The following is a 20,143-nucleotide window of genomic DNA, read 5'->3' as shown; positions in this document are numbered from 1 at the left end:
GCTCGTGGTGTTCGCTGCTCCCGTTGCAGGCGCGGGCCCGACGAGCACGCGCCTGCCGCGAGCTCGGAGCGCCTCAGAGGTTCATGCCGCCTGACGCCTCGATGCGCTGGCCGGTGATCCACTGGCCATCGGGCGAGAGCAGCACGGCGACCGCGCCGCCGATGTCATCGGGGAGGCCGACCCGGCCGAGGGCGGTCTGGGCGGCGATCATCCTGTTCAGCTCGGCGTTGTCGCGCACGACGCCTCCCCCGAAGTCGGTCTCGATCGCGCCGGGCGCCAGCGTGTTCACCGCGATCTTCCGCGGCCCGAGCTCCTTCGCCAGGTAGCGGGTGAGCACCTCCACCCCGCCCTTCATCGCGGCGTAGGCGGCGTAGCCCGGGAAGCTGAACCGCGTGAGCCCCGACGAGACGTTGAGGATCCGCCCGCCGTCCGCGATGAGCGGGAGGAGCTTCTGCGTGAGGAAGAACGTGCCCTTGAAGTGGACGTTCATGAGCGCGTCGAACTGCTCTTCGGTCGTCTCGGCGAAGCTCGCGTGGCCAGCCATGCCGGCGTTGTTCACAAGGTAATCGAAGCGATCGCGCTTGAAGCGACCGGCGAGCTCCGCCTTCACCGCGGCGGCGAACGCGTCGAACCCGCGGGTGCTCCCCAGATCGAGCGCGATGGCCGCCGCCGTCCTCCCCTTGGCCTCGATCTGCTTCACCACATCCGCCGCCTCGGCCGCGGCGCCGCGGTAGGTGATGATGACGTCCACGCCGCGATCCGCGAGGTGGAGCGCCATGCTCTTTCCCAGCCCGCGGCTTCCGCCGGTGACGAGGGCGACGGGGCTACGCTTGGATGTGCTCATGTTCGGGTCCTTTCGATGGCGACGCGGCGGCTCGCCGCTGTCCGTGGCGGCTGCGCGCCGCTGTCTGCGAGAGTGAATAGCGATCCGATCCCGGTTGCGGAAGGCGCGAGGCTCCGACACACTGTTTCGCCAGTCGAAACAATGACCGTCGACGTCGGATCGCTGAAGATCTTCGTGAAGGTGGCGGAGCTCGGCAGCTTCACGCGCGCCGGCGAGCACCTCGGCATGCCCAAGGCGCGCGTGTCGCTGCGGCTGAAGGCCCTGGAGGCCGAGCTCGGCACCCGGCTCCTCCAGCGGTCGACGCGCGTCGTGCGCCTCACGCCGGACGGGGAGGAGCTGCTTCCGCGGGCGCGGCGCCTCGCGCTCGAGGCCGACGAGCTCGGCGCGATGTTCCAGGCCGCGCGGGGCCTGCGCGGGCGGGTGCGGATCGATCTGCCGGTGAACTTCGCGCGCGACGTCATCATCCCGCGCCTGCCCGAGCTGCTCGCGCGCCACCCCGAGCTCGAGGTGCTCCTCAGCACGACCGATCGGCGCGTCGAGCCGCTCCGCGAGGGCTTCGACTGCGTCCTGCGCGTCGGCGCCCCGGGGGGCGACGGGCTCGTCGGCCGCAGGCTCGGCGTCCTGCGGATGGTGAACCTCGCGAGCCCGTCCTATCTGCGGCAGTACGGCGCGCCTCGCCGGATCGAGGATCTCGATCGGCACCTCCTCGTGCATTACTCGTCGACGCTCGGCGCCGAAGCGCCGTCGTTCGAGTACCCCCACGACGGCGGCTACCGCGAGTGGCCGATGCGCAGCGTGGTGACGGTCAACAGCGCTGACGCCTATCTCGCGGCGTGTGTGGCGGGCCTGGGCATCATCCAGGCGCCGCGGGTAGGCAAGTTCGCCAGCCTCACCGCGGGCGAGCTCGTCGAGGTCTTGCCCTCCCTCACCTGCGCGCCGATGCCGGTCTCGCTCCTCCACACGCACGGCAGGAGCGTGCCGCGCCGCGTGCGCGCGGTGATGAGCTGGATCACCGAGGTGCTCTCTTCGCACCTCGAGGCGCTCGCCCGCTAGAGCGGCGGTCACCCGCTTCGGATACGGGCCCATCTCGACGTTTTCGGTGCTCAGCGCACTGGAGTGCGCTTCCGCGCCGAAAACGCCGATCTGGACCCGTCTCCTGTGCGGGTGACCGCCGCTCTGCGACGCTCGTATCGGGGGCGGGTGGGAACCGCTCTAACCCGCGCGCCCCGGGGCGATCCGCAGCAGATCGAACTCCGCCACGAAGCCCTCGCCGAGCGGGCTGCAAGCGTAGAGACCGCACTCCACCTCGCGCGCCCCGTCGTCCTCGTGCAGGTGGGCCATGCGGATCTGCGTCCACGCCGCGCCGTCGTCCGAGCTGTCGACGAGGTAATCCGGCCCCTCCCGCCGGACGCGCAGCCAGATCTCCCGGCGATCCGAGGGAAATGGCTGGGTCGACCAGTCGCTGTAGCCCGCGTTCGTCACCACCGCGCCGAGCCGGCTCGGGCCGTCCGGCTCGAACTCGACCGACGTCTTCAGCCAGCACGACTCCGCGATCCGCACCATGAGCCCTGCCTGGTCGTACTGGTGCGCCGGCCGGAACCGCACATGGCAGGTCATCACGAAGTCGCCGCCGGCGCGGGTGAAGAGGAAAGGCCCGTTGTCGTTGCGAAAGCCGTAGTGCGTCCGCTGCCAGTAGTCCGTCTTCGCGGCGGGCTCGACGACGAGCGCGCCCCTCTCCGGCGCCACCGCCCAGCGCGCCGGCGGGTTGCGCCACGTGAGCCGCGGATCGATTCCAGGGTTGGTAAAGCCCTCTTCCAGAAGCTGTCCTGTCATGACGCAGACCTCCGAGCGCCGCACGGCGCGCGGTCCGCCCGCGCGCGGCGAGGGCCGGGAGGCTACCACGGAGCGCGCCGCGTCCGGGGGCGCCCCGCTGCGACCGGCCGCGCCGCTCACGCCGAGGGCTCGCGCGGGCCGAGCACCACGTCGTGGAGCTGGTCGAGATCGAACGGTTTGGGGAGGAACCGCGCGAGCCCGAGCTCCGCGGCCAGCGCCGAGACGTCCACCGCCGCGCTCACGAGCACCACGCGCACCGCCGGATCGACCCGCGCGAGGATCGCCTTCGCGCAGACGCTGGGAGAGAGCCCTGGCATGAAGTAGTCGCACAGCACCGCCCGCAGCCCGTCGCGCTCGCGCTCGAGGAGCGGGAGCGCCTCGGCGCAGTCGGCGACCTGGAGGCAATGGAGCCCCCACCCGTTCAGGCTGAGGGCGACGAGCTCCCGGAAATCGGGGTCATCGTCGATGACCAGCACGCGGTTTCGCAGCATGTTCCCTCTGCTCGCTAGCGCCTCAGTTCCAGCGAAAAGACCATGAGGTCACCGGCCCTCCGCTCGATCCAGAACCTCGCGCCGTGGAGCCGGGCGATCCCCTGGACGAGGTGAAGGTCGATGCCCGTGCTGCGCGGCCCGTCGCGCCGCCCCTCGAACGCGACGACGCCGAAGGGCTCCAGCAGCTTCTCGAGGTCCTCCGGGAGATCCTTCCCGCCCCGGACCTCGATCGTGATGAGCACGCGCGCGGCGGAGTCGGCATCGATCGTGACGAGCACTGGATCGTGCTCCAGCGCGACCGATATGGCCTGGACGAGCAGGCTCCAGAGCGCCTGCTCGAGCAGCTCTGGATCGCCCAGGAGGTGCGCGTCTCCCCGGGGCACCAGGCGAATGCTGTGATCTCTGGCCACGAGCTCGAACTCTCCGATGACGCGGCGGGCGAGCTCCTCGACGTCGATCGCCTCGGGCTTGAAGGGGAGCTCGCCTCCGGAGACGCGCGCCGACCACAGGAGGTCCTGGACAAGGCGGCCGAGGCGGGTCGCCTGGCGATCGATGATCGTGAGGGCGCGCTCGCGGATGGCCGTGTCGTTCCGGTGGGTCAGCGCGACCTGCGAGAACCCCTTCATGGTGGTGAGCGGCGTCTTCAGCTCGTGCGCGGCGACGGCGAGGAACCGGTCGCGATCCTTGTCGCGCTCGGCGATGGCCTTGAAGCTCGTGTTCAGCGTGTGGGCGAGCACGGCGAGCTCGTCGTCCCCCCGGTCCCCGAGCGGCTCGTAGACGCCGCGCTCGCGGAAGCGCTGGACGGCGGTCACCATCCGGTGGATGCGCGGCGCGATGGCGCGGCGCACCGCGAGGCCGAAGAGCGACGCCGCCGTGACGCCCCCCAGGCCGACGGCCATGAAGACGAGGAGGATGCGCCGCCGGACGCGATCGAACGCGTCGTAAGCGATCTCCATGTAGCGCAGGTTGATCCTGTGCAGCTTGACGAGGGCGTCGCTGAGGTGCTCCACGTCGGCGCGCCGCACGTGCGGCGCGGACGTTGGACCCATGAGCCCGGTCGTGCGCTCGATGTGCATCACGACAGCGGCGATGGTGTCCGCCGCCTCGCGCTCTTCCTCCAGGAGCACGAGCTCACCGGCCCGAGCGAGCGCGTCGCGGAGGTGGATGGCGTCCGGCAGGGTGGAGGTCGCCGTCAACCACTCGCGCTGGTACCGATCGATGAAGGAGCGGAGCCGCATCATGGGCTCCCGGACCTCCACGGACACGTCCGATGGCGGGCGAGCGAGCATGGCATAGAGAGCGTTCGATGACTCGATGCCGCTGCTGATGACGACGAACGGCTGGAAGACGTAGTGACGCAGGTAGGCTGTCTCGGTGGCCAGCCGCCTGAGCGCGACGATGGACATCGTGATGCCCAGGGCGGCCAGCATCAGCTGACTCAACACGAGCAAGGAAAGACGCCTTCCAATGGACATCCTCCCCGGAGGCCCGTTGCCTCCGCCGCTCGGAGGCGAGCCCGCGTGCTGAGCGCGTTGAGACCACCGGGGCATCGGCCACCTCCTCGGTGTCACCGTGGAAGCAAGGGGGGCACCACGACAACGCCGGAGCGACCCTGGCGATCGCCCCCTCCCGCTCGTTCGCTATTGCGGCCGCCCCTGCGCGATCCAGCTCTCGACGAGCTGGATCTCCTCCGGCCCGACCGCGGGCAGCCCGAGCGGCATCCCGCGCACCGCCGGAGCCGCGTGGCCCGCCTCCTCCGCCTGCCGCGCCAGCAGCGCGGCCACGAGGCGAGGGGCGCCGTCCGGCCCGCGCGAGAACACGCTCCGCCGCTCGCCCTGATCGTCGACGTAACCCGCGGCGATCCCCTCGTACGTGGCGAGGTTCAGCCCGCGCGGCTTGAACCCGAAGCCGCCCGTGTTCCCGGGCCCGCCGTCGCCGAGCGCGTAATCCGGCTCGGAGTGGCAGTGCCTGCACGTGACGCGGAACACCCGGCGATCCACCTCGGCGTACGTCACCCGCCGCGACAGCAGCGGCAGCCGCTCGGGCGCGCTCGCCGGCGCCCGCGGCGAGAGCTCCGCGGTCGTGACGAAGGCCGCGATGTCCCGCGCCTCGGCGGGCGACATCGGCACCTGGGGCATCGGGGTGCCCGGCTTGATCGCCGCGGGGTCGAGCACCCACGCGACGAGATCGGCGGGCTCCATCCGGTCGCGCGCGTGCCTCAGATCCGGCGCCAGGGCGATCGCGGCGCGCGTCTCCTTCTCCATCCCCTTCACGGGCGCGACCGCCGTCACCCCGGCCGCCCCGGAGAAGGCGTGGCACGTGCCGCACCCCTTGGCCTCGTAGAGCTCGCGCCCCCGGGCCGCGCTCGCGCCCTCCAGCGGCGCACTCGGACGTTCGCGGCGATCGCGGCGATCGCGGCGATCGCGCGTGAGGTAGGCCGCGATATCGCTCGCCTGCTCGGGCCCGATCGCGAGCCGCGGCATCGTCGCGTGCAGGCGCGGGCGCACGTCGTGCGGTGACAGCAGGAAGGCGCGGATCCAGTCGCGGCGCAGCCTGTCGCCGGCGGCGGCGAGCGACGGCACGTCGCGCAGCTGCACGAGGTTCTCGTTCCACCGCTTCATGGCCGCGGCCGGCGCCTGGAACCGCCCCGCCGCGATGTCCTGGTGGCACTGGACGCAGTGGGCGTCGCGCGCCGCGGGCGCCTGCCCGGTCCCGTCGTGGCAGCGGTTGCACTGGAGCTCCGCGACGAGCCGCTCCCCGCGCGCCGGATCGCCGGCCGGCGCCGCGGCCACGGCGGCCGGAGCGGCCGCCCCGGCGCCGCTGCCGCTCGGCTGTGCTTCACGCGGCGCCGCGGCCAGCGCGGGGCCCCGCGCGTCCTCGGAGGTACACCCCGCGGCGCCCGAGGCGAGCGCCGCGAGCAGGGCGAGCAGCGGGCGGGCGCGCATCGGCGTCAGCTCGGTGAGCCGACCGCGCCGGCCGCGCCGGTCGTCCGGCACAGCGCCTTGTTCTGCGCCATCGTCTCGCACCGGGTGGCCGCGGCGTCGTGCCCCGCGTTGTCCCCCGAGAGCGCGCGCAGCCGCGCCAGCGTCGCGTACGCCTCGGGGCTCGTCAGGAGGTCCTTCTCGGCCAGATCGCCGAGCAGCTTGAGCGCCTCGCCGCGGTGCTCGGGCGCCCTGGCGAGCGCCTCGCCCAGGTCGGTCTGGAGCGCAGGATCGTTCTTTCGCTGCTCGTTCAGCCGGCGCAGCGCGCGGATCGACCAGTCGATGTTCCCCTTGCGCTCCTCGGCCGACGCCCCGCCCCACGTCTCGAGCAGCTCGCGCGGCAGCTGCGGTCCGACCTGGAGCGCCCCGTCCGCGCGCGCGGTGGCCACCGCGAGCACGCGGAAGGCCCGGTTGATCAGCGGGTCCTTGTCATAGGAGATCCGCCGGATCTCGGGGAACATCCGGATCACGCTCCCCGCCGCCGCGGTGAACCGGCCGTCGTGAAGCGCTTGCTCGGCCTGGGCGATCCCCATCACGCGGTGGTCGATCGCGGGCATGATCTCGACTCCACCGCAGGCCGACGCGTCCGCCGAAGGGACGACGGCGGACGCGATGAGAGCACAAAAAAGCGTGAATCGAACGGCGGGACCATTCATGGAAGGACCTCCTCGGGAAGGCTGCGCCGGCGCGCCCCGTCGCTCATCGGGCGCTGCCGATCGACTGTGACAACGCTCGAGGAAAAAATGTTGCTCCCCCGATCGCCATCTCGAGGGGAGGCGCGCCAGGCGCGCCGTGCTGCCGCGCAGCCGGCCGTGCTGCCGCGCAACAGATGAGAGCGCCCGGGTGAGCAAACGTGCGCCGGTGCGATGCGGTGGTTGCCTTGGTGCGCGGCCCGGTGTCCAATGCGGGTCTTCCAAGGAGATCCGGCATGTTGAAGAAGCGGCGCGTCGCGATCGCGGTCTCGCTGGCCCTCGCCAGTGTGCTCCCGGGGTGCAACAGCAGCAGCAAGAAGGCCGACTGCGCGAGCCCCGAGGTGTTCTGCGTGGGCCTCGTCACCGACATGGGCAAGATCGACGACAAGTCGTTCAACCAGTCGGCCTGGGAGGCGATCCAGCGGGCGCAGAAGGAGCTCGGCGCCACGACGCAGTACATCGAGACGACGGATCCGAAGGACTACCCCAAGAACATCGCGACGTTCGCCGAGGAGAAGTACGACGTGGTCGTCACGTCGGGCTTCGGGCTCACGGAGGCGACGCGCGCCGCGGCGGATCAGTTCAGCGGCGTCAGGTTCATCGGCATCGACCAGTTCCAGAGCGCGACCAAGCCGAACGTCGTGGGCCTTGTCTTCCCCGAGGACCACGGCGGCTTCCTCGTCGGCGCGCTGGCCGCGATGATGACCAAGACGGGGAAGATCGGCGCCGTGCTCGCCACCGACGCCGTCCCGCCCGTCTTCCGCTTCGGGGAGGGCTTCCGGGCCGGGGCGCGCCACGTCAAGCCCGACATCGAGCTCAGCGTCGTCTACCACAACGACGTCGGCTTCGATAAGACGTTCACCGATCCCGAGTGGGGGAAGACGACCGCCGTCTCGATGATCGACAAGGGGGTCGATATCGTCTTCGGCGGCGGCGGCAAGACGGGCAACGGCGCGCTGCTCGGCGCGGCGACGAAGGGCGTTTACGCCATCGGCGTCGACACCGACCAGTACTTCACGGTGCCCGAGGCGCAGAAGGTCCTCCTCTCCAGCGCCGTCAAGCTCATCTCCGACGGCACCTTCGACCTCATCAAGTCGGCCAAGGAGGGGAAGCTGCCGGCGGGGAACTTCCAGGGCAAGTCGGGGTATGCGCCGTATCACGATCTCGACGCCAAGGTCCCCGCCGAGGTGAAGGCGAAGATGGAGGAGCTCCGCAAAGGGCTGCTCGACGGGACGCTCAAGACGGCGGTGCCGCCGGCCAAGGGGCCGTGATCGCCCTGGGCTCCCGAGCATGCGAGAGAAGCTGATCCGGCGCCTCGAGTCGCTGATCCGGCCCCTCCGGCCGCTGCTCCTGCCGGCCCTCTCGGTGTTCACCGCGATGGTCCTGGGCGGTATCCTCATCGCCTTGGCCGGGGGCAACCCGATCGAGGCCTACGCCGGCATGCTCGAGGGCGCGCTCGGCTCGCCGCGGGCGGTGAGCGAGACGCTCGTCTGGGCGACGCCGTACATCCTGGCCGGCCTGTCGGTCTCGCTGGCGCTCAAGGGCGGTCTCTTCAACATCGGCGCGGAGGGGCAGCTCGCGCTCGGGGCGCTCGCCGCGGCCTGGGCGGGCCACTGGCTGCCGCAGCTCGTGGGCGGCGGCCTGCCCGCGGCGCTGCACGTCCCCTTGACGCTGCTCCTCGGCGCGCTCGCGGGCGGGCTGTGGGCCGCGGTGCCCGGCTGGATCAAGGCGCGCGCCGGGGGACACGAGGTGATCAGCACGATCATGCTCAACTACGTCGCCCTCAACGCGGTCAGCTTCCTCCTGAACGGTCCGATGAAGGACCCCGAAGCGTCCAACGTGCTCTCCCGCACGCCGCTCATCGACGAGAGCGCGCGCATCCCGGCGCTCGTGGACGGCTTCCGGCTGCACTGGGGCTTCCCGCTCGCCCTGCTGGCGGCGGCGCTCGTCGGGTGGGCGCTCCGGCGGACGACGTTCGGCTTCGAGATCCGCACGGCCGGGCAGAGCCCCGACGCCGCGCGCTACGCCGGCGTCCGGGTGAGCCGCACCGTGATCGCGACCATGGCGCTCTCGGGCGCCTTCGCCGGGGTGGCAGGCGCCATCGAGGTGAGCGCGCTGCACCACCGGCACGAGCTCGGGTTCTCGCAGGGGTACGGCTTCGACGCGATCGCCATCGCCCTGCTCGGCAAGGCGCACCCCGGCGGGACGGTGCTCGCGGCCCTGCTGTTCAGCGTGATGCGCAGCGGCGCGACCCGGATGCAGTACCTGACGCAGGTGCCGATCGACGTGATCTCCATCATCCAGGCGCTGATCCTGCTCTTCGTCGCGGCGGACGCGCTGGTCCGGCGCATCTACCGCGTCCGGGGCGAGCGCGAGCGGCTCGTGCTCACGCGCGGGTGGGGCGGTTAGCGCGCCGGCTCGGGTGAGGAGCCTGGGACCGGAGCGGCGAGCGGGGAACGGGAGCAGGGAAGGACGAAGATGGGCTATCGACGCTACGCATTCATCGCGGTGGTCGTGGGCGTGCTGGTCCTCGTCGTGACGCTGGTCGGCGCGTCGCAGGTGCCGCCGCTGACGATCGTGGCCAGCATGGCGGCCACGACGCTCGCCGTCGCCACGCCGCTCACCCTGGGCGCCCTCTCGGGCGTCTTCTGCGAGCGCTCCGGGGTCGTCAACCTCGGCATCGAGGGCATGATGCTCGCGGCGGCGTTCTCGGGCTGGTTCGGCTCGATCTACGCGAGCTCGATCCTGGGCTTCCCGCCGCTGCCGAGCCTGCTGCTCGGCGTCGTGATCGCGGTCGCCACCGGCGCCGCGCTGGGGCTCCTGCTGGCCGCGCTTGCGGTGACCTTCTCGGTGGACCAGATCCTCGCGGGGACGGTGATCAACTTGCTCGCCGTGGGGCTCACCGGCTTCTTCAACCGCCAGCTCTTCTTCGGGTCGGGCAGCGTGTTCGGCGGGCAGGTGCCTCACGCGCCGGGCGTCCTTCCGCGCCTCGGCGTCCCGCTGCTCGCGGACATCCCGGTCGTGGGCCCCGTGTTCGAGCAGCAGCCGATCGCGGTCGCCGCCGTCGTGCTGGTCGGGCTGACGCACCTCGTGCTCTTCCGCACGCGGTGGGGCCTGCGCGCGCGGGCCGTGGGCGAGCACCCCCGCGCTGCCGCGACGGTCGGGATCGACGTGGCCCGCGTGCGCTACGTGAACGTCGTGATCGGCGGGGCGATCGCCGGGCTCGGCGGGGCGTATTTCACGCTGGAGTCGGTGCCTTCGTTCGAGCCGCTGATGACGAACGGGCGCGGCTTCATCTCCCTCGCGGCGATGATCTTCGGCGACTGGACGCCGTTCGGCTCGTGGGCCGCTGCGCTCGTCTTCGGCGCGGCGCAGGCGTTCCAGATCAACCTGCAGCTCTTCCGCGACCAGATCCCGCCGTCGTGGTCGTTCCTGCAGCAATCGTCGGTCGTCGGGCTGGTGCCTTATCTCCTGACGCTGCTGCTCCTGACCGGCGTCATCGGCAAGACCACGCCGCCGGCCGCCGACGGCCTGCCGTACGAGCGGGAGGGGCGGCGGTGACGGTCGTCCTCGAGGCCCGGGGGATCACCCGGCGGTTCTCCGGCGTCCTGGCGAACGACAAGGTCGATCTCGACCTCCGCAAGGGCGAGATCCTCGCCCTGCTCGGGGAGAACGGCGCCGGCAAGTCGACCCTGATGAACATCCTCTACGGGCTCTTGCGCCCGGACGAGGGGTCGCTCCTCCGGAGCGGGCGCCCGGTCGCGCTGCGCTCGCCGAGCGACGCGATCGCGCTCGGGATCGGCATGGTGCACCAGCACTTCATGCTGATCCCGGTGTTCACGGTCGCCGAGAACGTCGTGCTCGGCGCGGAGCCGGTGCGCGGGGCCCTGCTCGACCGCCGGCGCGCGAGCGCCGAGGTCCGCGAGCTCTCGGCGCGCCACGGGCTGGACGTCGATCCCGACGCCCGGGTGGAGGACCTCCCGGTCGGCGTGCAGCAGCGGGTGGAGATCCTCAAGGCTCTCTACCGGAAGGCGGAGATCCTGATCCTCGACGAGCCCACGGCCGTGCTCACGCCCCAGGAGGCGGACGAGCTGTTCCGCGTGCTGCGGGGGCTGACGGCGCGGGGGGTCTCGGTCCTGTTCATCACGCACAAGCTCAGGGAGGTGCTCGCTGTCGCGGACCGGGTGACGGTCATGCGCGCCGGGCGCGTGGTGGGCGCCACGATCCCGGCGGAGACGGACGAGCGGGGCCTCGCGGCGATGATGGTGGGCCGCGAGGTGGCGCTCCAGGTGAGCAAGGCCCCGGCGAGCCCCAAGGACGTCGTGCTCGAGGTGCAGCGCCTCGGCGTCGCGGGCCGCCGCGGATCCGGCGCCGACGTCGTGCGCGAGGTGAGCTTCTCGGTGCGCGCGGGCGAGATCCTGGGGATCGCCGGCGTGCAGGGCAACGGCCAGACCGAGCTCTGCGAGGCCATCACCGGCCTCTCGCCGCCCCGCGCCGGGCGCGTGCTCCTCCGGGGCCGCGACGTCACCGGCGCGCTGCCCCGCGCGCTCATCGAGCGCGGCGTATCGCACGTGCCCGAGGATCGCCAGCGCCACGGGCTCGTGCTCTCGTACGCGATCGCGGACAACCTCGTGCTGTGCACCTACTACAAGGCTCCGTTCGCCGTGCGGGGCGTGCTCCGCGACGACGCCCGCGAGGAGAACGCGAGGCGGTTGATAAAGACCTTTGACATCCGCGCGCCCGGCCCGGGGACGCCCGTCTCCGCGCTGTCGGGCGGCAACCAGCAGAAGGTGATCCTCGCCCGGGAGATGAGCCGCCCCGTGGAGCTGCTCGTGGCCAGCCAGCCGACCCGGGGCGTGGACGTCGGGTCGATCGAGCACATCCACCGCGAGATCGTGGCGGCGCGCGACGCGGGGGCGGCGGTGCTGCTCGTGTCGGCGGAGCTCGACGAGATCCTGGCGCTGTCGGACAGGATCGCGGTCATGTACCGGGGCGAGATCGTGGCGACGCGGGACGCGGGCGCGGTCTCGCGGACGGAGCTCGGGATGCTGATGGCCGGGGTGCTCCCCGGCGAGGAGGCCCCGCCGCCCGCCGCGGAGGAGGTCGACGCATGACGGGGAGGGCGCTGCGCGCGCTGGCCGTGGCGGCGCCGCTCGCGGCGGCGGCCGCGGCCTCGTTCGCGCCGCCGTCCGCCGCAGCGCCGGCGCTGGAGCAGTACCGGTATTTCCGGGCGCTCTCCCTCGATCTGAAGGGGCGGCTCCCGACGCGCGAGGAGCTCGCCGAGCTCGAGTCGCCGGGCTTCGATCTGGACGCCTGGATAGAGCGCCACCTCGACGGCCCGGGATATGCCGAGCGGCTCACGCGCATCTACATGGATGTCCTGCGGCTCGAGCTCGGCCCGGCGGGGCTGTTCACGCCGTCTGCGACGACGCTCCGCCGGGTGGAGGTGCTCGGCCCGGAGGGCAAGCCGCTCTATGTCTATTACCGCGTCAACCAGCGCCGTCTGAACCCGGTGATCGACGGCGAGTTCTGCTTCTCCGACGCCGAGAGCGGGCTCGGGGTGGCGGCCTACGCGCCCATCAAGGGGACGCCCGCCCGCATCTCCCAGAAGCTGCTCGACGAGCGGACGACGCTCGTGCGCCCCTACTGGCTCTATCGCGATTACCTCTCCGTCGTCCCGACGCAGCGTTATGGCGACGGGTGGAAGGACCCGGACAGCGCCTATGTCCCCCTGCCGCAGCTCCTTGTCGAGCCGGACGGCAAGACGCCGACCGTCGAGGTCCGGGTCTGCAAGGAAGAGGCGCAGACCGCCGAGGTCGGCCACATCTACGCGAGCGACATCCCCCCGCCGCCGAAGGGGGCCCCGCCGCCGGGCCGCGCGCGCCCGCCGGTGCGCGAGGACCGTTATGCGAAGGCGCACCGGGGCCAGCCGATCTCGTGCCGGAGCGCGCTCGCGCCCGTGATGAGCGTCGATTGCGGCTGCGGCATCGGCCTCGAGCATTGCTTGCCCGCCGACAGCGCGGGCAGGGATCCGCGCGCCTTCGTGCTGCCGGCGAATACCCCGCTCGGCATCGAGGACCCCATCGGCTCCGCGCCGCACACGATCAGCGGCTGGAACAAGTTCTGGTGGTCGCAGGAGGCGATTCATACGATGAATCACGTCTTCGCGGCGGATCGCGATTTCCGGGAGATCCTCACCGGTCGTTATACGTTCATCAATGGCCCGCTCGCGCAGTTTTACCGGTCGAGCGCGCCTGCGGCGTGCTGCTCGCTGCACCCGTCGTACGGGATGCGCGAGGACGAGGCGCCCCTGTTCTTGCCGGGCGCGGTGCCGCCGGTCGTCGCGCCGCACGACGTCTCGACCTGGACGTTCATCCCCGATCGCGGGCCGCGCGCGGCGGGGATCCTCACGACGCCGGTGTTCCTCACGAAGTATTCCTCGCGCCGCGCGCGGGCGGCGGCGCTCTACAGCGCGTTCCTGTGCAAGAGCTTCACGGCCGAGCACGCGGAGCTCCCGCCGTCGGAGGAGCCCGACCTCATGGTCCGGCCCGGCTGCGCGAGCTGTCATGCGACGCTGGAGCCGCTCGCGGCGTATTTCACGCGGGTCGAGGAGACGACGTGGACCTATCTGCCGGCCGAGCGGTTCCCGATCGAGAACCCTGTGTGCAAGCTGAACGCGGAGGGGAAGACGGGGCAATCGTGCCAGCGCTTCTACGACCCTGTGTTCTCGAGCCGGGAGCGCGGCGTGCTGCGGGGCGCCTATGCCTCGGCGGATCACGCCGAGCGCGGCCCGGCCGGCGCCGCGGCCGATCTCACGCGGTTGCCGGAGTTCGCGTCGTGCGCGGTCGAGCGCGTCACCGAGTCGTTCCTGGGGCGGCCGCTGCGCGAGGAGGACGAGGCGCTGCTCGGCGCGCTGCGCGAGCGGTTCGTGTCGCGCGGCTACCGGATGCGGCCGCTTGTCGAGGCGATCGTCCGCTCGCCGGCGTATGCGCGCGCGAGCAACGTGCGGCCTGCGCTGGAGCGGGGCGGGGCGGCGAAGGGCGAGGCGGAGCGGGGCGGGGCAGGGGAGCGGGGCGGCGCGACGCGCGGCGAGGGGACGCGGTGATGCAGGGCCGGGGGAGGGCGCCCGGGCGGACGGGGGCCTTCACCCTCGCTGGCGTGGCCGCGGCGGCCGCGCTGGCCGGCGCGTGCGGCCCGCCGGAGGCGATCGCGCCGCGGCCTGCCGCGCCGCTCCGGGAGACGGGGCGCGTCGCGCAGAGCCGGGCTCCGAGGGAGGATCTGCGGCTTATCCCTGCCGAGGCGTACCTGAGGACCTATCTCCGGCTCTTCGGCGGCCTCGCGCCCGCCGAGGTCGAGCGCCGCGCGCGGGGGGACGACAAGGCGGCGCTGTTCGACACCTGGGGCGACTACCTCGCGGCGCTCGGGCTCCCGGATCACGGCCTGGATCTCCCGCGCGCCACGCAGACCAACGCGCTCATGCTGGCGGCGTTCGAGCGGCTCGGGATCGCGCTCTGCGACCGCGCCCTGGAGCACGATCTCAAGGCGAAGGAGCGCGTCCCGATCGAGCGGCGGCTGATCTTCGCGTTCGATCTGCCCGCGCAGGACCCGGACGAGGCGGCGTTCGCCCCGCGCTTCGACGTGCTGCACCGGACGTTCCTGAGCTACCCGGCGCGGCTCGGGCCGCCGGACCGGCAGGGGAAGTTCTTCGCGCTGTACGAGGGGACGGTCGCGCGGCACCGCGCCAAGGGCGCGGCGAAGTCGCGCTTCTCACCGGAGGAGGCGGGGTGGGCGGCCGTCTGTTACGGGCTCGTGCGGCACCCGGAGTTCCACCTGTACTAGGACACCGATCACGTTGATCGAGCGAGAAATGAACCGCCAAGACACCAAGGACGCCAAGATAATTCTCCGTTCTTGGCGTCCTCGGCGACTTGGCGGTTCGAAATTCTGCGCGTTTCAGGCAGTTTCAACCCGTTTGTCGCTCTAGGGGTACTCTCAGCGGGCCCACGGCGCGGCCCGCGCCGCGCGTGGCTCGGGCTGCGCCGGCCGTGACCTACTCGTCGCACTCCTTGACGTGAAACAGAGCGGAGACGAGCAGCGCGGGATGGCCGTCGAGGGCTCGCTGCAGCTCGCAATCGCCCGTCGAGAACTCCACCTCGCGCGGGTCGCTGCCGATCGTCGCCACGACGTGGCAAAAGCCATCGTAGAAATCCTCTCCTGCGTGCATCGTGACATTCGGTAGAGGCTCGCCGCCGTCATCCTCGCGCTTGACGAGCAATACGATTGAGCTGATCGGCGGGTCGTCGTCGCGCGCGCGGTCCAGGGACATCTCCGGCAAGGAGTCTTTCAGGTAGCACCCCGTCGACCACCTCTCCCCTGTTTTCACGAACCTCCGTCCATCATCGCCGGTATCGTAGCTCAGCGTTTCACCGTCGAGGGCGACGACCGCCTTCCCCGCGATGTCCGGATGGTTGGCGCACGCCATCGCTGGCAGCGACAGCACGGCCAGGAGCGTGAGCCGCGCGCTCGACATGGACATCGTCATCCGCCTCACGGGGTGTCCCACCAGATCTCGGAATAGGAACATACGATGTGCGGCTCGCGTCGCTCCAGGGTGCCAAGCACGGCTGCGGCGCTGGGGGAGCAGGCGCCTGGCTCTTCCTCCACGAGCGTGGCGCGCATCGCGCTGAGCGGGAGGGGCGAGGTGACGTCCGCGCAGGCCGTCTCCCCGAGGCCGACGGGGAGCCCCGCGTCCATGCGGTCGCTGCATGCGCTATCCCCATACAAGCCGACGTCGGCGACGCACCTGCCCCCCGCTGGGGGACCACACTCGCACGGAGCGCAGGCGCGGTTGTCGATCAGCTGTTCGAAGAATTCGTGTCGTGTCAGGCCACGCCTGCAGGTCCCCTCGCTGCTGGCTTGCATGCAGGGGATGAACCCCGGCGGTTCCTGCGTTGTGTTGCCGGCGCACACCCGGACGAACCTTGCAGGAACGGGCGGCGGCTCGAATGTCGCCGAGGGTGTGCACGGCGAGAGTGTCGGCGGCTCGTAGACGACGGACGCGAAATCGTCCGGCTGGACGGGCGACGGGAGCGCAGCGCACGTCCCATCCCATCCCGCTCCGGCGTCGAGCGCGATCGCGGTGCTTCCGCCTGGGCAGGTCATCGCGTTCGCGATGACCGTGGACGGCAGCTCGCACGCCGCCGGACCGCATTCGCACGCATCGCACGTGTCCGGCAGCCCTTCAGGCGCGTCAACCATCCAGCCTTCCCACTTCGGCGGCTGGCCGTCGATACAGGGAGGCGCATCGTCCTCCGCACCTACCCACATCCACAGCACTGGAGCCGAATCGGCCGGCGGCGGCAGCAGCGGCACAAACCACTCGTCTTCGCACGCGAGCAGCGTTATCGCGGAGACGAACAGCAACATCGGACGCCGCATCAGAAAGGCCTCCGTGCCAGCGTCGGCATGCTCACTCGCTGACGGTCCAAAGCGACATCGCCGACGCTCACCATCGAACGCGAACCTCCGCGCCGTGCGCCGTCACTCGAATCTGCGCGTCGTTCGGCAACCAGACGTACACGAGGGTGGCCGCGCCTGCTGCCGCCCCAGCGATCAACGCGCTGGTACCCAGGAGACGCATCAGCTTCTCGTTTGCGGCAGCATCGATCATCTCGTTGTAGTCGGGTTGAAATGCGGGGTCGACCGCGCCCATCACCCGGGCATGATGTCGAGCCGCCGTCGCCTCCTGCCCGTACCCCTGCGCGCTCTGCAGAGACACGGTGCCCGCCACCAAGAACCCGACCGATGCCACCGCGCCCGTCGTAACGATCCGGAGGTCCGGCCCGGGCCGGCCTGCGCCCTGCGGCGGCCCTTTTGTCGCCGCAGGCCCGGGCGCATGAGGCCCGGAAGCCCCTTTCGGCGGCTGAGCGTGGTCCTTCGGCGGCTGCGCGTGGTTCTCCGGCGCTTGCGCCGGCTTGTCGAACGTGAGCGGCACCTCCTTCGACTCGCCCGCCTCCACCCTCACACCCGCGCGCGCGACCTGCCCCTCCTGCCCGACGGCCATCACCTCGTGCTGGCCAGGCCTCACGTAGACGCGGCTGCCGTCCTTCACCCCCCGGCCGTTCACGAACATGCCCACGACGCCGGGCGGCGGCATGAGGACCACCTCACCCACGCGCCGCCGGGCCCGGGCGAGGTCGACGTGCCGGTACTCGACCAGGCGCCGCTCCTCCTCCGTACTCGGGGCCGGCATGTGCTGGACGCACTGCGAGAGCTCCGCCACGGCCTCCTCCCAGCGGCCCATCCGCACGTCGAGCTGCCCCAGGTTGCACATCGCGACGTTCGACCGCTCGATATCGTACGCCACGCCCCACAGCTCCCGCGCCTGCGCTAGGTCGGACCGATCCAGCGCCGCCCTCGCCTCGCGAATGAGCTCCTTGACGGCCTCCGAGCGCTTCGGAGGCGCCTCCGCGCGCGCGGGGGCAGTCGCAACCAGCCCGAGGAGCAACACTGCCCACGACAAAAGCCAGGATGCTGATCGAGGACCTCGCACGCTCCACCTCGGGCGCGCCAACGCACGTGACCGCGCGACAGCTCTCTATCATCCTCCGTGTGTGCCTGGCCAGCGTCCCGGCGCGTGAGCGATGCCGAGAGGCATCTGGCGTTGCATTGTATCTCGGCGACGAAATTTCTCATCCCACCCGCATCGCCCGGCCGAGGCGTACCTGAGGACCTATCTCCGGCTCTTCGGCGGCCTCGTGCCCGCCGAGGTCGAGCGCCGCGCGCGGGGGGACGACAAGGCGGCGCTGTTCGACACCTGGGGCGACTACCTCGCGGCGCTCGGGCTCCCGGATCACGGCCTGGATCTCCCGGTGATGTGATGATGGCCCCGTTCGTCGGCATGACCAGTGCCGTTGGGCGAGCCGTGCTGCTGTGCTGCTGGTGATCTTGGCTTCATGGTTCACGTGGCTCCCCTCGTCCCTTGGCGATCTCGACGAGAACCGAGGTCCGCCAAGCGCGCCCAGAGCTGCTGGAGCGCCTCGGTCAGCTTGTCGAACTGGGCGCGGGTGCCGCTCTGCACGAGGTCGCCGGAGCAGAGCACGACATCGAACGGCCCCGCCTGCCTGTGGAGCAGGGCCAGGTCACGACAGAACTCGTCCTCTATCGACTATCGACGGCCAGAGCGGGCCCATGCCCTCATCCCGACGTGCAGGTCCGTCAGGTGAAGCCAGCGGATCGACGGCATAGGCCGCACGAGATTCGTTCCGCGCAAGCCCGTCAAGCGCACCGCTGTCCATGCAGCTGCCAGCGCAGCTCCGGGCTCGCCAGCCACCGTTCGGTACCAGTCCGTCCGTCAGCTTCGCGGAGCGCGCCCGGCGATCGCCGGCACCCGTGCCCGAGCTGCTGGTCGGGCTCCGGGATATGTTGGCCCGTTTCCTCCGCTGCTGTCACGGCTGCGGAGGACCGCATCGTCTACAGATCGAGTCAGTCCTCCCGAACCCCGGTCTTGCGTGACTCCCGGCGCTCCCATGGCAGGATGGCGCCCCGATGGCGCGCTTCTTCAACACCGCCGGCCCGTGCAGGCCCGACCTGCACTACATGGTCGACCCCCTCCGCCGCATCGAGCGGCTGCGCCGGCTGATCGACCGCCAGAGCTACTTCGTCGTGCACGGCCCGCGGCAGACGGGCAAGACCACGTCGCTCCTGTCCTTGGCCACCGCGTTGACGCAGGATGGGCGCTACGCGGCGGCGCTCCTGTCCCTCGAGGTTGGCCGCGCCTTCCCAGAGGATGTCGGCGCCGCGGAGGCCGCCATCCTTCAAGCATTTCGAGAGGATGCGTCCTTCCAGCTCCCGCCCGATCTGCGTCCGCCGCCCTGGCCTGACGGGGCGCCGGGGCACCGCCTGGCCGCCGCGCTGGCCGCGTGGACGCAGGCTTGCCCTCGCCCGCTCGTGCTCTTTCTCGACGAGATCGACGCGCTCACCGGCCCAACGCTGCTCTCGGCGCTGAGCCAGCTGCGCGGGGGGGCACCGCCGCAGGCCGCAGGGCTTTCCCTGGGCGATCGCCCTGATCGGGATGCGCGATGTCCGGGACTACCGGGTTACGGTGGGCGACGAGGGCCAGCTCGGCGGCGCCTCGCCGTTCAACGTGAAGGAGGAGTCCGTCCTCCTGCGCGATTTCACGCGCGAGGAGGTGGCGGGGCTCTACGCCGAGCACACGGCCGACACGGGGCAGGTCTTCGCGCCCGAGGCGGTCGACCTCGCGTTCCAGCTCACCTGCGGGCAGCCGTGGCTGGTCAACGCGCTGGCCAGGCAGATGGTGGACGAGCTCGTGCCCGACCGCAGCGTGACGCTCCTCCCAGCGCACGTGCGCGCCGCGCGCGACGCGATCGTCGTCCGGCAGGACACGCACCTCGACAGCCTCGCCGAGCGCCTGCAGGAGGACCGGGTACGCGCCGTGATCGAGCCCATCCTCGCCGGTTCGGCGCTGGGCGCGGTCCCCGAGGACGACCAGCGCTACGCGATGGATCTCGGGCTCGTCCGCCAGGCGGCGAACGGCGCGCTGGAGATCGCCAACCCGATCTACGCGGAGATCCTCCCGCGTGCGCTGTCCGCGACCGCGCGGCGCTCGATGCCGTCGATCACGCCTACCTGGCTCCGGCAGGACGGGCGCCTCGATCCGGAGCGCTCGCTCGAGGCGTTCGTCTCGTTCTGGCGGCAGCACGCGGAGGCCTTGCTCGCCAGCACGCCTTACGCGGAGATCGCGCCGCACCTCGTGCTCATGGCCTTCCTGCACAGGGTGGTGAACGGCCACGGGCGCGTGGAGCGAGAGGTCGCGATCGGCAGCGGCCGGATGGACCTGCTGGTCGAGCACGGACAGGACCGGCTGGCGATGGAGCTCAAGGTGTGGCGCCCCGGAGAGCCGGATCCGGTGCGGGAAGGGCTCGCTCAGCTCGATGGATACCTGGAAGGCCTGGGGCTCCACCGCGGCTGGCTCCTCATCTTCGATCGGCGCCCGGGGATCCCGCGGCTGCGCGATCGCACCGCGACCGAGGCGGCGCGGACGCCGGGCGGCCGAGAGGTCACGGTGGTCCGGGCTTGAGCCCTGGCCAGATCCACGCTCCGCTCGGTGGTCGGGGAGAGGTACGAGAGGACGTTCACGACGAACGCTCGGAGCTGCTCCTCGAAGGTGGCCACATCGCCGCTCAGCAGCGCCCGCGCCAGCCGCCGCGAGCTCGCGCCCTGCCCGGACAGCCGCTCCTCCATCCAGTCACGGAAGGTGCCGATATAGACCTCGCGCACCTC

Annotated in this window: 18 protein-coding genes; 9 read left to right on the top strand and 9 right to left on the bottom strand. The window is 71.5% G+C overall.

Annotated features, from left to right (window positions below; genetic code table 11):
• Positions 1-73 precede the first annotated feature (73 nt).
• Positions 74-844 carry an SDR family NAD(P)-dependent oxidoreductase gene (locus WMF45_RS42810; protein ID WP_437712246.1) on the bottom strand — a complete coding sequence of 257 codons (771 nt, stop codon included), beginning with the start codon at positions 842-844 and terminating at the stop codon, positions 74-76.
• Between the two features lie 141 nt (positions 845-985).
• Here WMF45_RS42810 and WMF45_RS42805 point away from each other — a divergent pair, with 141 nt between their 5' ends.
• On the top strand, positions 986-1,897 hold the full coding sequence (locus WMF45_RS42805; protein ID WP_437712244.1) for a LysR family transcriptional regulator: 912 nt from the start codon (positions 986-988) through the stop codon (positions 1,895-1,897).
• Positions 1,898-2,056: 159 nt separating this feature from the next.
• On the opposite strand, the gene WMF45_RS42800 is transcribed toward WMF45_RS42805, so the two are convergent.
• From WMF45_RS42800 to WMF45_RS42780, 5 genes are all read right to left on the bottom strand, one after another.
• A complete protein-coding gene (locus tag WMF45_RS42800) occupies positions 2,057-2,677 on the bottom strand; it encodes a DUF1349 domain-containing protein (RefSeq protein ID WP_437712242.1) in 621 nt (206 codons plus the stop codon).
• A 116-nt stretch (positions 2,678-2,793) separates the two neighbouring features.
• Positions 2,794-3,168, bottom strand: coding sequence for a response regulator (locus WMF45_RS42795; RefSeq protein ID WP_437712240.1), 375 nt, complete (start codon positions 3,166-3,168; stop codon positions 2,794-2,796).
• A gap of 14 nt (positions 3,169-3,182) precedes the next feature.
• Positions 3,183-4,613: a sensor histidine kinase gene (locus tag WMF45_RS42790; RefSeq protein ID WP_437719635.1), complete on the bottom strand. Its 1,431-nt coding sequence runs from the start codon at positions 4,611-4,613 to the stop codon at positions 3,183-3,185.
• Positions 4,614-4,808: 195 nt separating this feature from the next.
• Positions 4,809-6,113 carry a c-type cytochrome gene (locus WMF45_RS42785; protein ID WP_437712239.1) on the bottom strand — a complete coding sequence of 435 codons (1,305 nt, stop codon included), beginning with the start codon at positions 6,111-6,113 and terminating at the stop codon, positions 4,809-4,811.
• Between the two features lie 5 nt (positions 6,114-6,118).
• Entirely contained in the window at positions 6,119-6,805 is a 687-nt protein-coding gene (locus WMF45_RS42780; RefSeq protein WP_437712237.1) for a hypothetical protein, read from the bottom strand.
• Positions 6,806-7,077: 272 nt separating this feature from the next.
• Here WMF45_RS42780 and WMF45_RS42775 point away from each other — a divergent pair, with 272 nt between their 5' ends.
• The 6 genes from WMF45_RS42775 (at position 7,078) to WMF45_RS42750 (ending at position 14,680) form a co-directional block, all read left to right on the top strand.
• Positions 7,078-8,112, top strand: a complete 1,035-nt coding sequence (locus WMF45_RS42775) for a BMP family lipoprotein (RefSeq protein WP_437712235.1) — start codon at positions 7,078-7,080, stop codon at positions 8,110-8,112.
• Positions 8,113-8,131: 19 nt separating this feature from the next.
• Entirely contained in the window at positions 8,132-9,250 is a 1,119-nt protein-coding gene (locus WMF45_RS42770) for an ABC transporter permease (protein WP_437712233.1), read from the top strand.
• Positions 9,251-9,319: 69 nt separating this feature from the next.
• On the top strand, positions 9,320-10,402 hold the full coding sequence (locus tag WMF45_RS42765; RefSeq protein ID WP_437712231.1) for an ABC transporter permease: 1,083 nt from the start codon (positions 9,320-9,322) through the stop codon (positions 10,400-10,402).
• A complete protein-coding gene (locus tag WMF45_RS42760; protein ID WP_437712230.1) occupies positions 10,399-11,955 on the top strand; it encodes an ABC transporter ATP-binding protein in 1,557 nt (518 codons plus the stop codon). Before WMF45_RS42765 ends, WMF45_RS42760 begins: the two co-directional genes overlap by 4 nt.
• Positions 11,952-13,946, top strand: coding sequence for a DUF1585 domain-containing protein (locus WMF45_RS42755; RefSeq protein ID WP_437712228.1), 1,995 nt, complete (start codon positions 11,952-11,954; stop codon positions 13,944-13,946). Before WMF45_RS42760 ends, WMF45_RS42755 begins: the two co-directional genes overlap by 4 nt.
• Positions 13,946-14,680, top strand: a complete 735-nt coding sequence (locus WMF45_RS42750) for a hypothetical protein (RefSeq protein WP_437712226.1) — start codon at positions 13,946-13,948, stop codon at positions 14,678-14,680. The genes WMF45_RS42755 and WMF45_RS42750 overlap by 1 nt, the downstream gene beginning before the upstream one ends.
• A gap of 211 nt (positions 14,681-14,891) precedes the next feature.
• On the opposite strand, the gene WMF45_RS42745 is transcribed toward WMF45_RS42750, so the two are convergent.
• The 3 genes from WMF45_RS42745 to WMF45_RS42735 all read right to left on the bottom strand — a co-directional run bounded on the left by WMF45_RS42745 (position 14,892) and on the right by WMF45_RS42735 (position 17,363).
• The gene (locus WMF45_RS42745) at positions 14,892-15,377 is read right to left on the bottom strand and encodes a hypothetical protein (RefSeq protein ID WP_437712224.1); all 486 of its coding nucleotides are present in this window, start codon (positions 15,375-15,377) and stop codon (positions 14,892-14,894) included.
• Between the two features lie 11 nt (positions 15,378-15,388).
• Positions 15,389-16,279 carry a hypothetical protein gene (locus WMF45_RS42740; RefSeq protein ID WP_437712222.1) on the bottom strand — a complete coding sequence of 297 codons (891 nt, stop codon included), beginning with the start codon at positions 16,277-16,279 and terminating at the stop codon, positions 15,389-15,391.
• Positions 16,280-16,346: 67 nt separating this feature from the next.
• Complete coding sequence (locus WMF45_RS42735; RefSeq protein WP_437712220.1) at positions 16,347-17,363, bottom strand: tetratricopeptide repeat protein; 1,017 nt, start codon at positions 17,361-17,363, stop codon at positions 16,347-16,349.
• A gap of 235 nt (positions 17,364-17,598) precedes the next feature.
• Here WMF45_RS42735 and WMF45_RS42730 point away from each other — a divergent pair, with 235 nt between their 5' ends.
• Positions 17,599-17,721: a hypothetical protein gene (locus WMF45_RS42730; protein ID WP_437712218.1), complete on the top strand. Its 123-nt coding sequence runs from the start codon at positions 17,599-17,601 to the stop codon at positions 17,719-17,721.
• A gap of 1,193 nt (positions 17,722-18,914) precedes the next feature.
• Positions 18,915-19,940, top strand: a complete 1,026-nt coding sequence (locus WMF45_RS42725; RefSeq protein WP_437712216.1) for a hypothetical protein — start codon at positions 18,915-18,917, stop codon at positions 19,938-19,940.
• Positions 19,941-20,143 lie beyond the last annotated feature (203 nt).

This window comes from Sorangium sp. So ce448 (assembly GCF_051520915.1).
GTDB lineage: Bacteria > Myxococcota_A > Polyangia > Polyangiales > Polyangiaceae > Sorangium > Sorangium cellulosum_B.
Note: the sequence above shows the minus strand (reverse complement) of the source record. Positions and strands in the feature narration are given on the sequence as shown.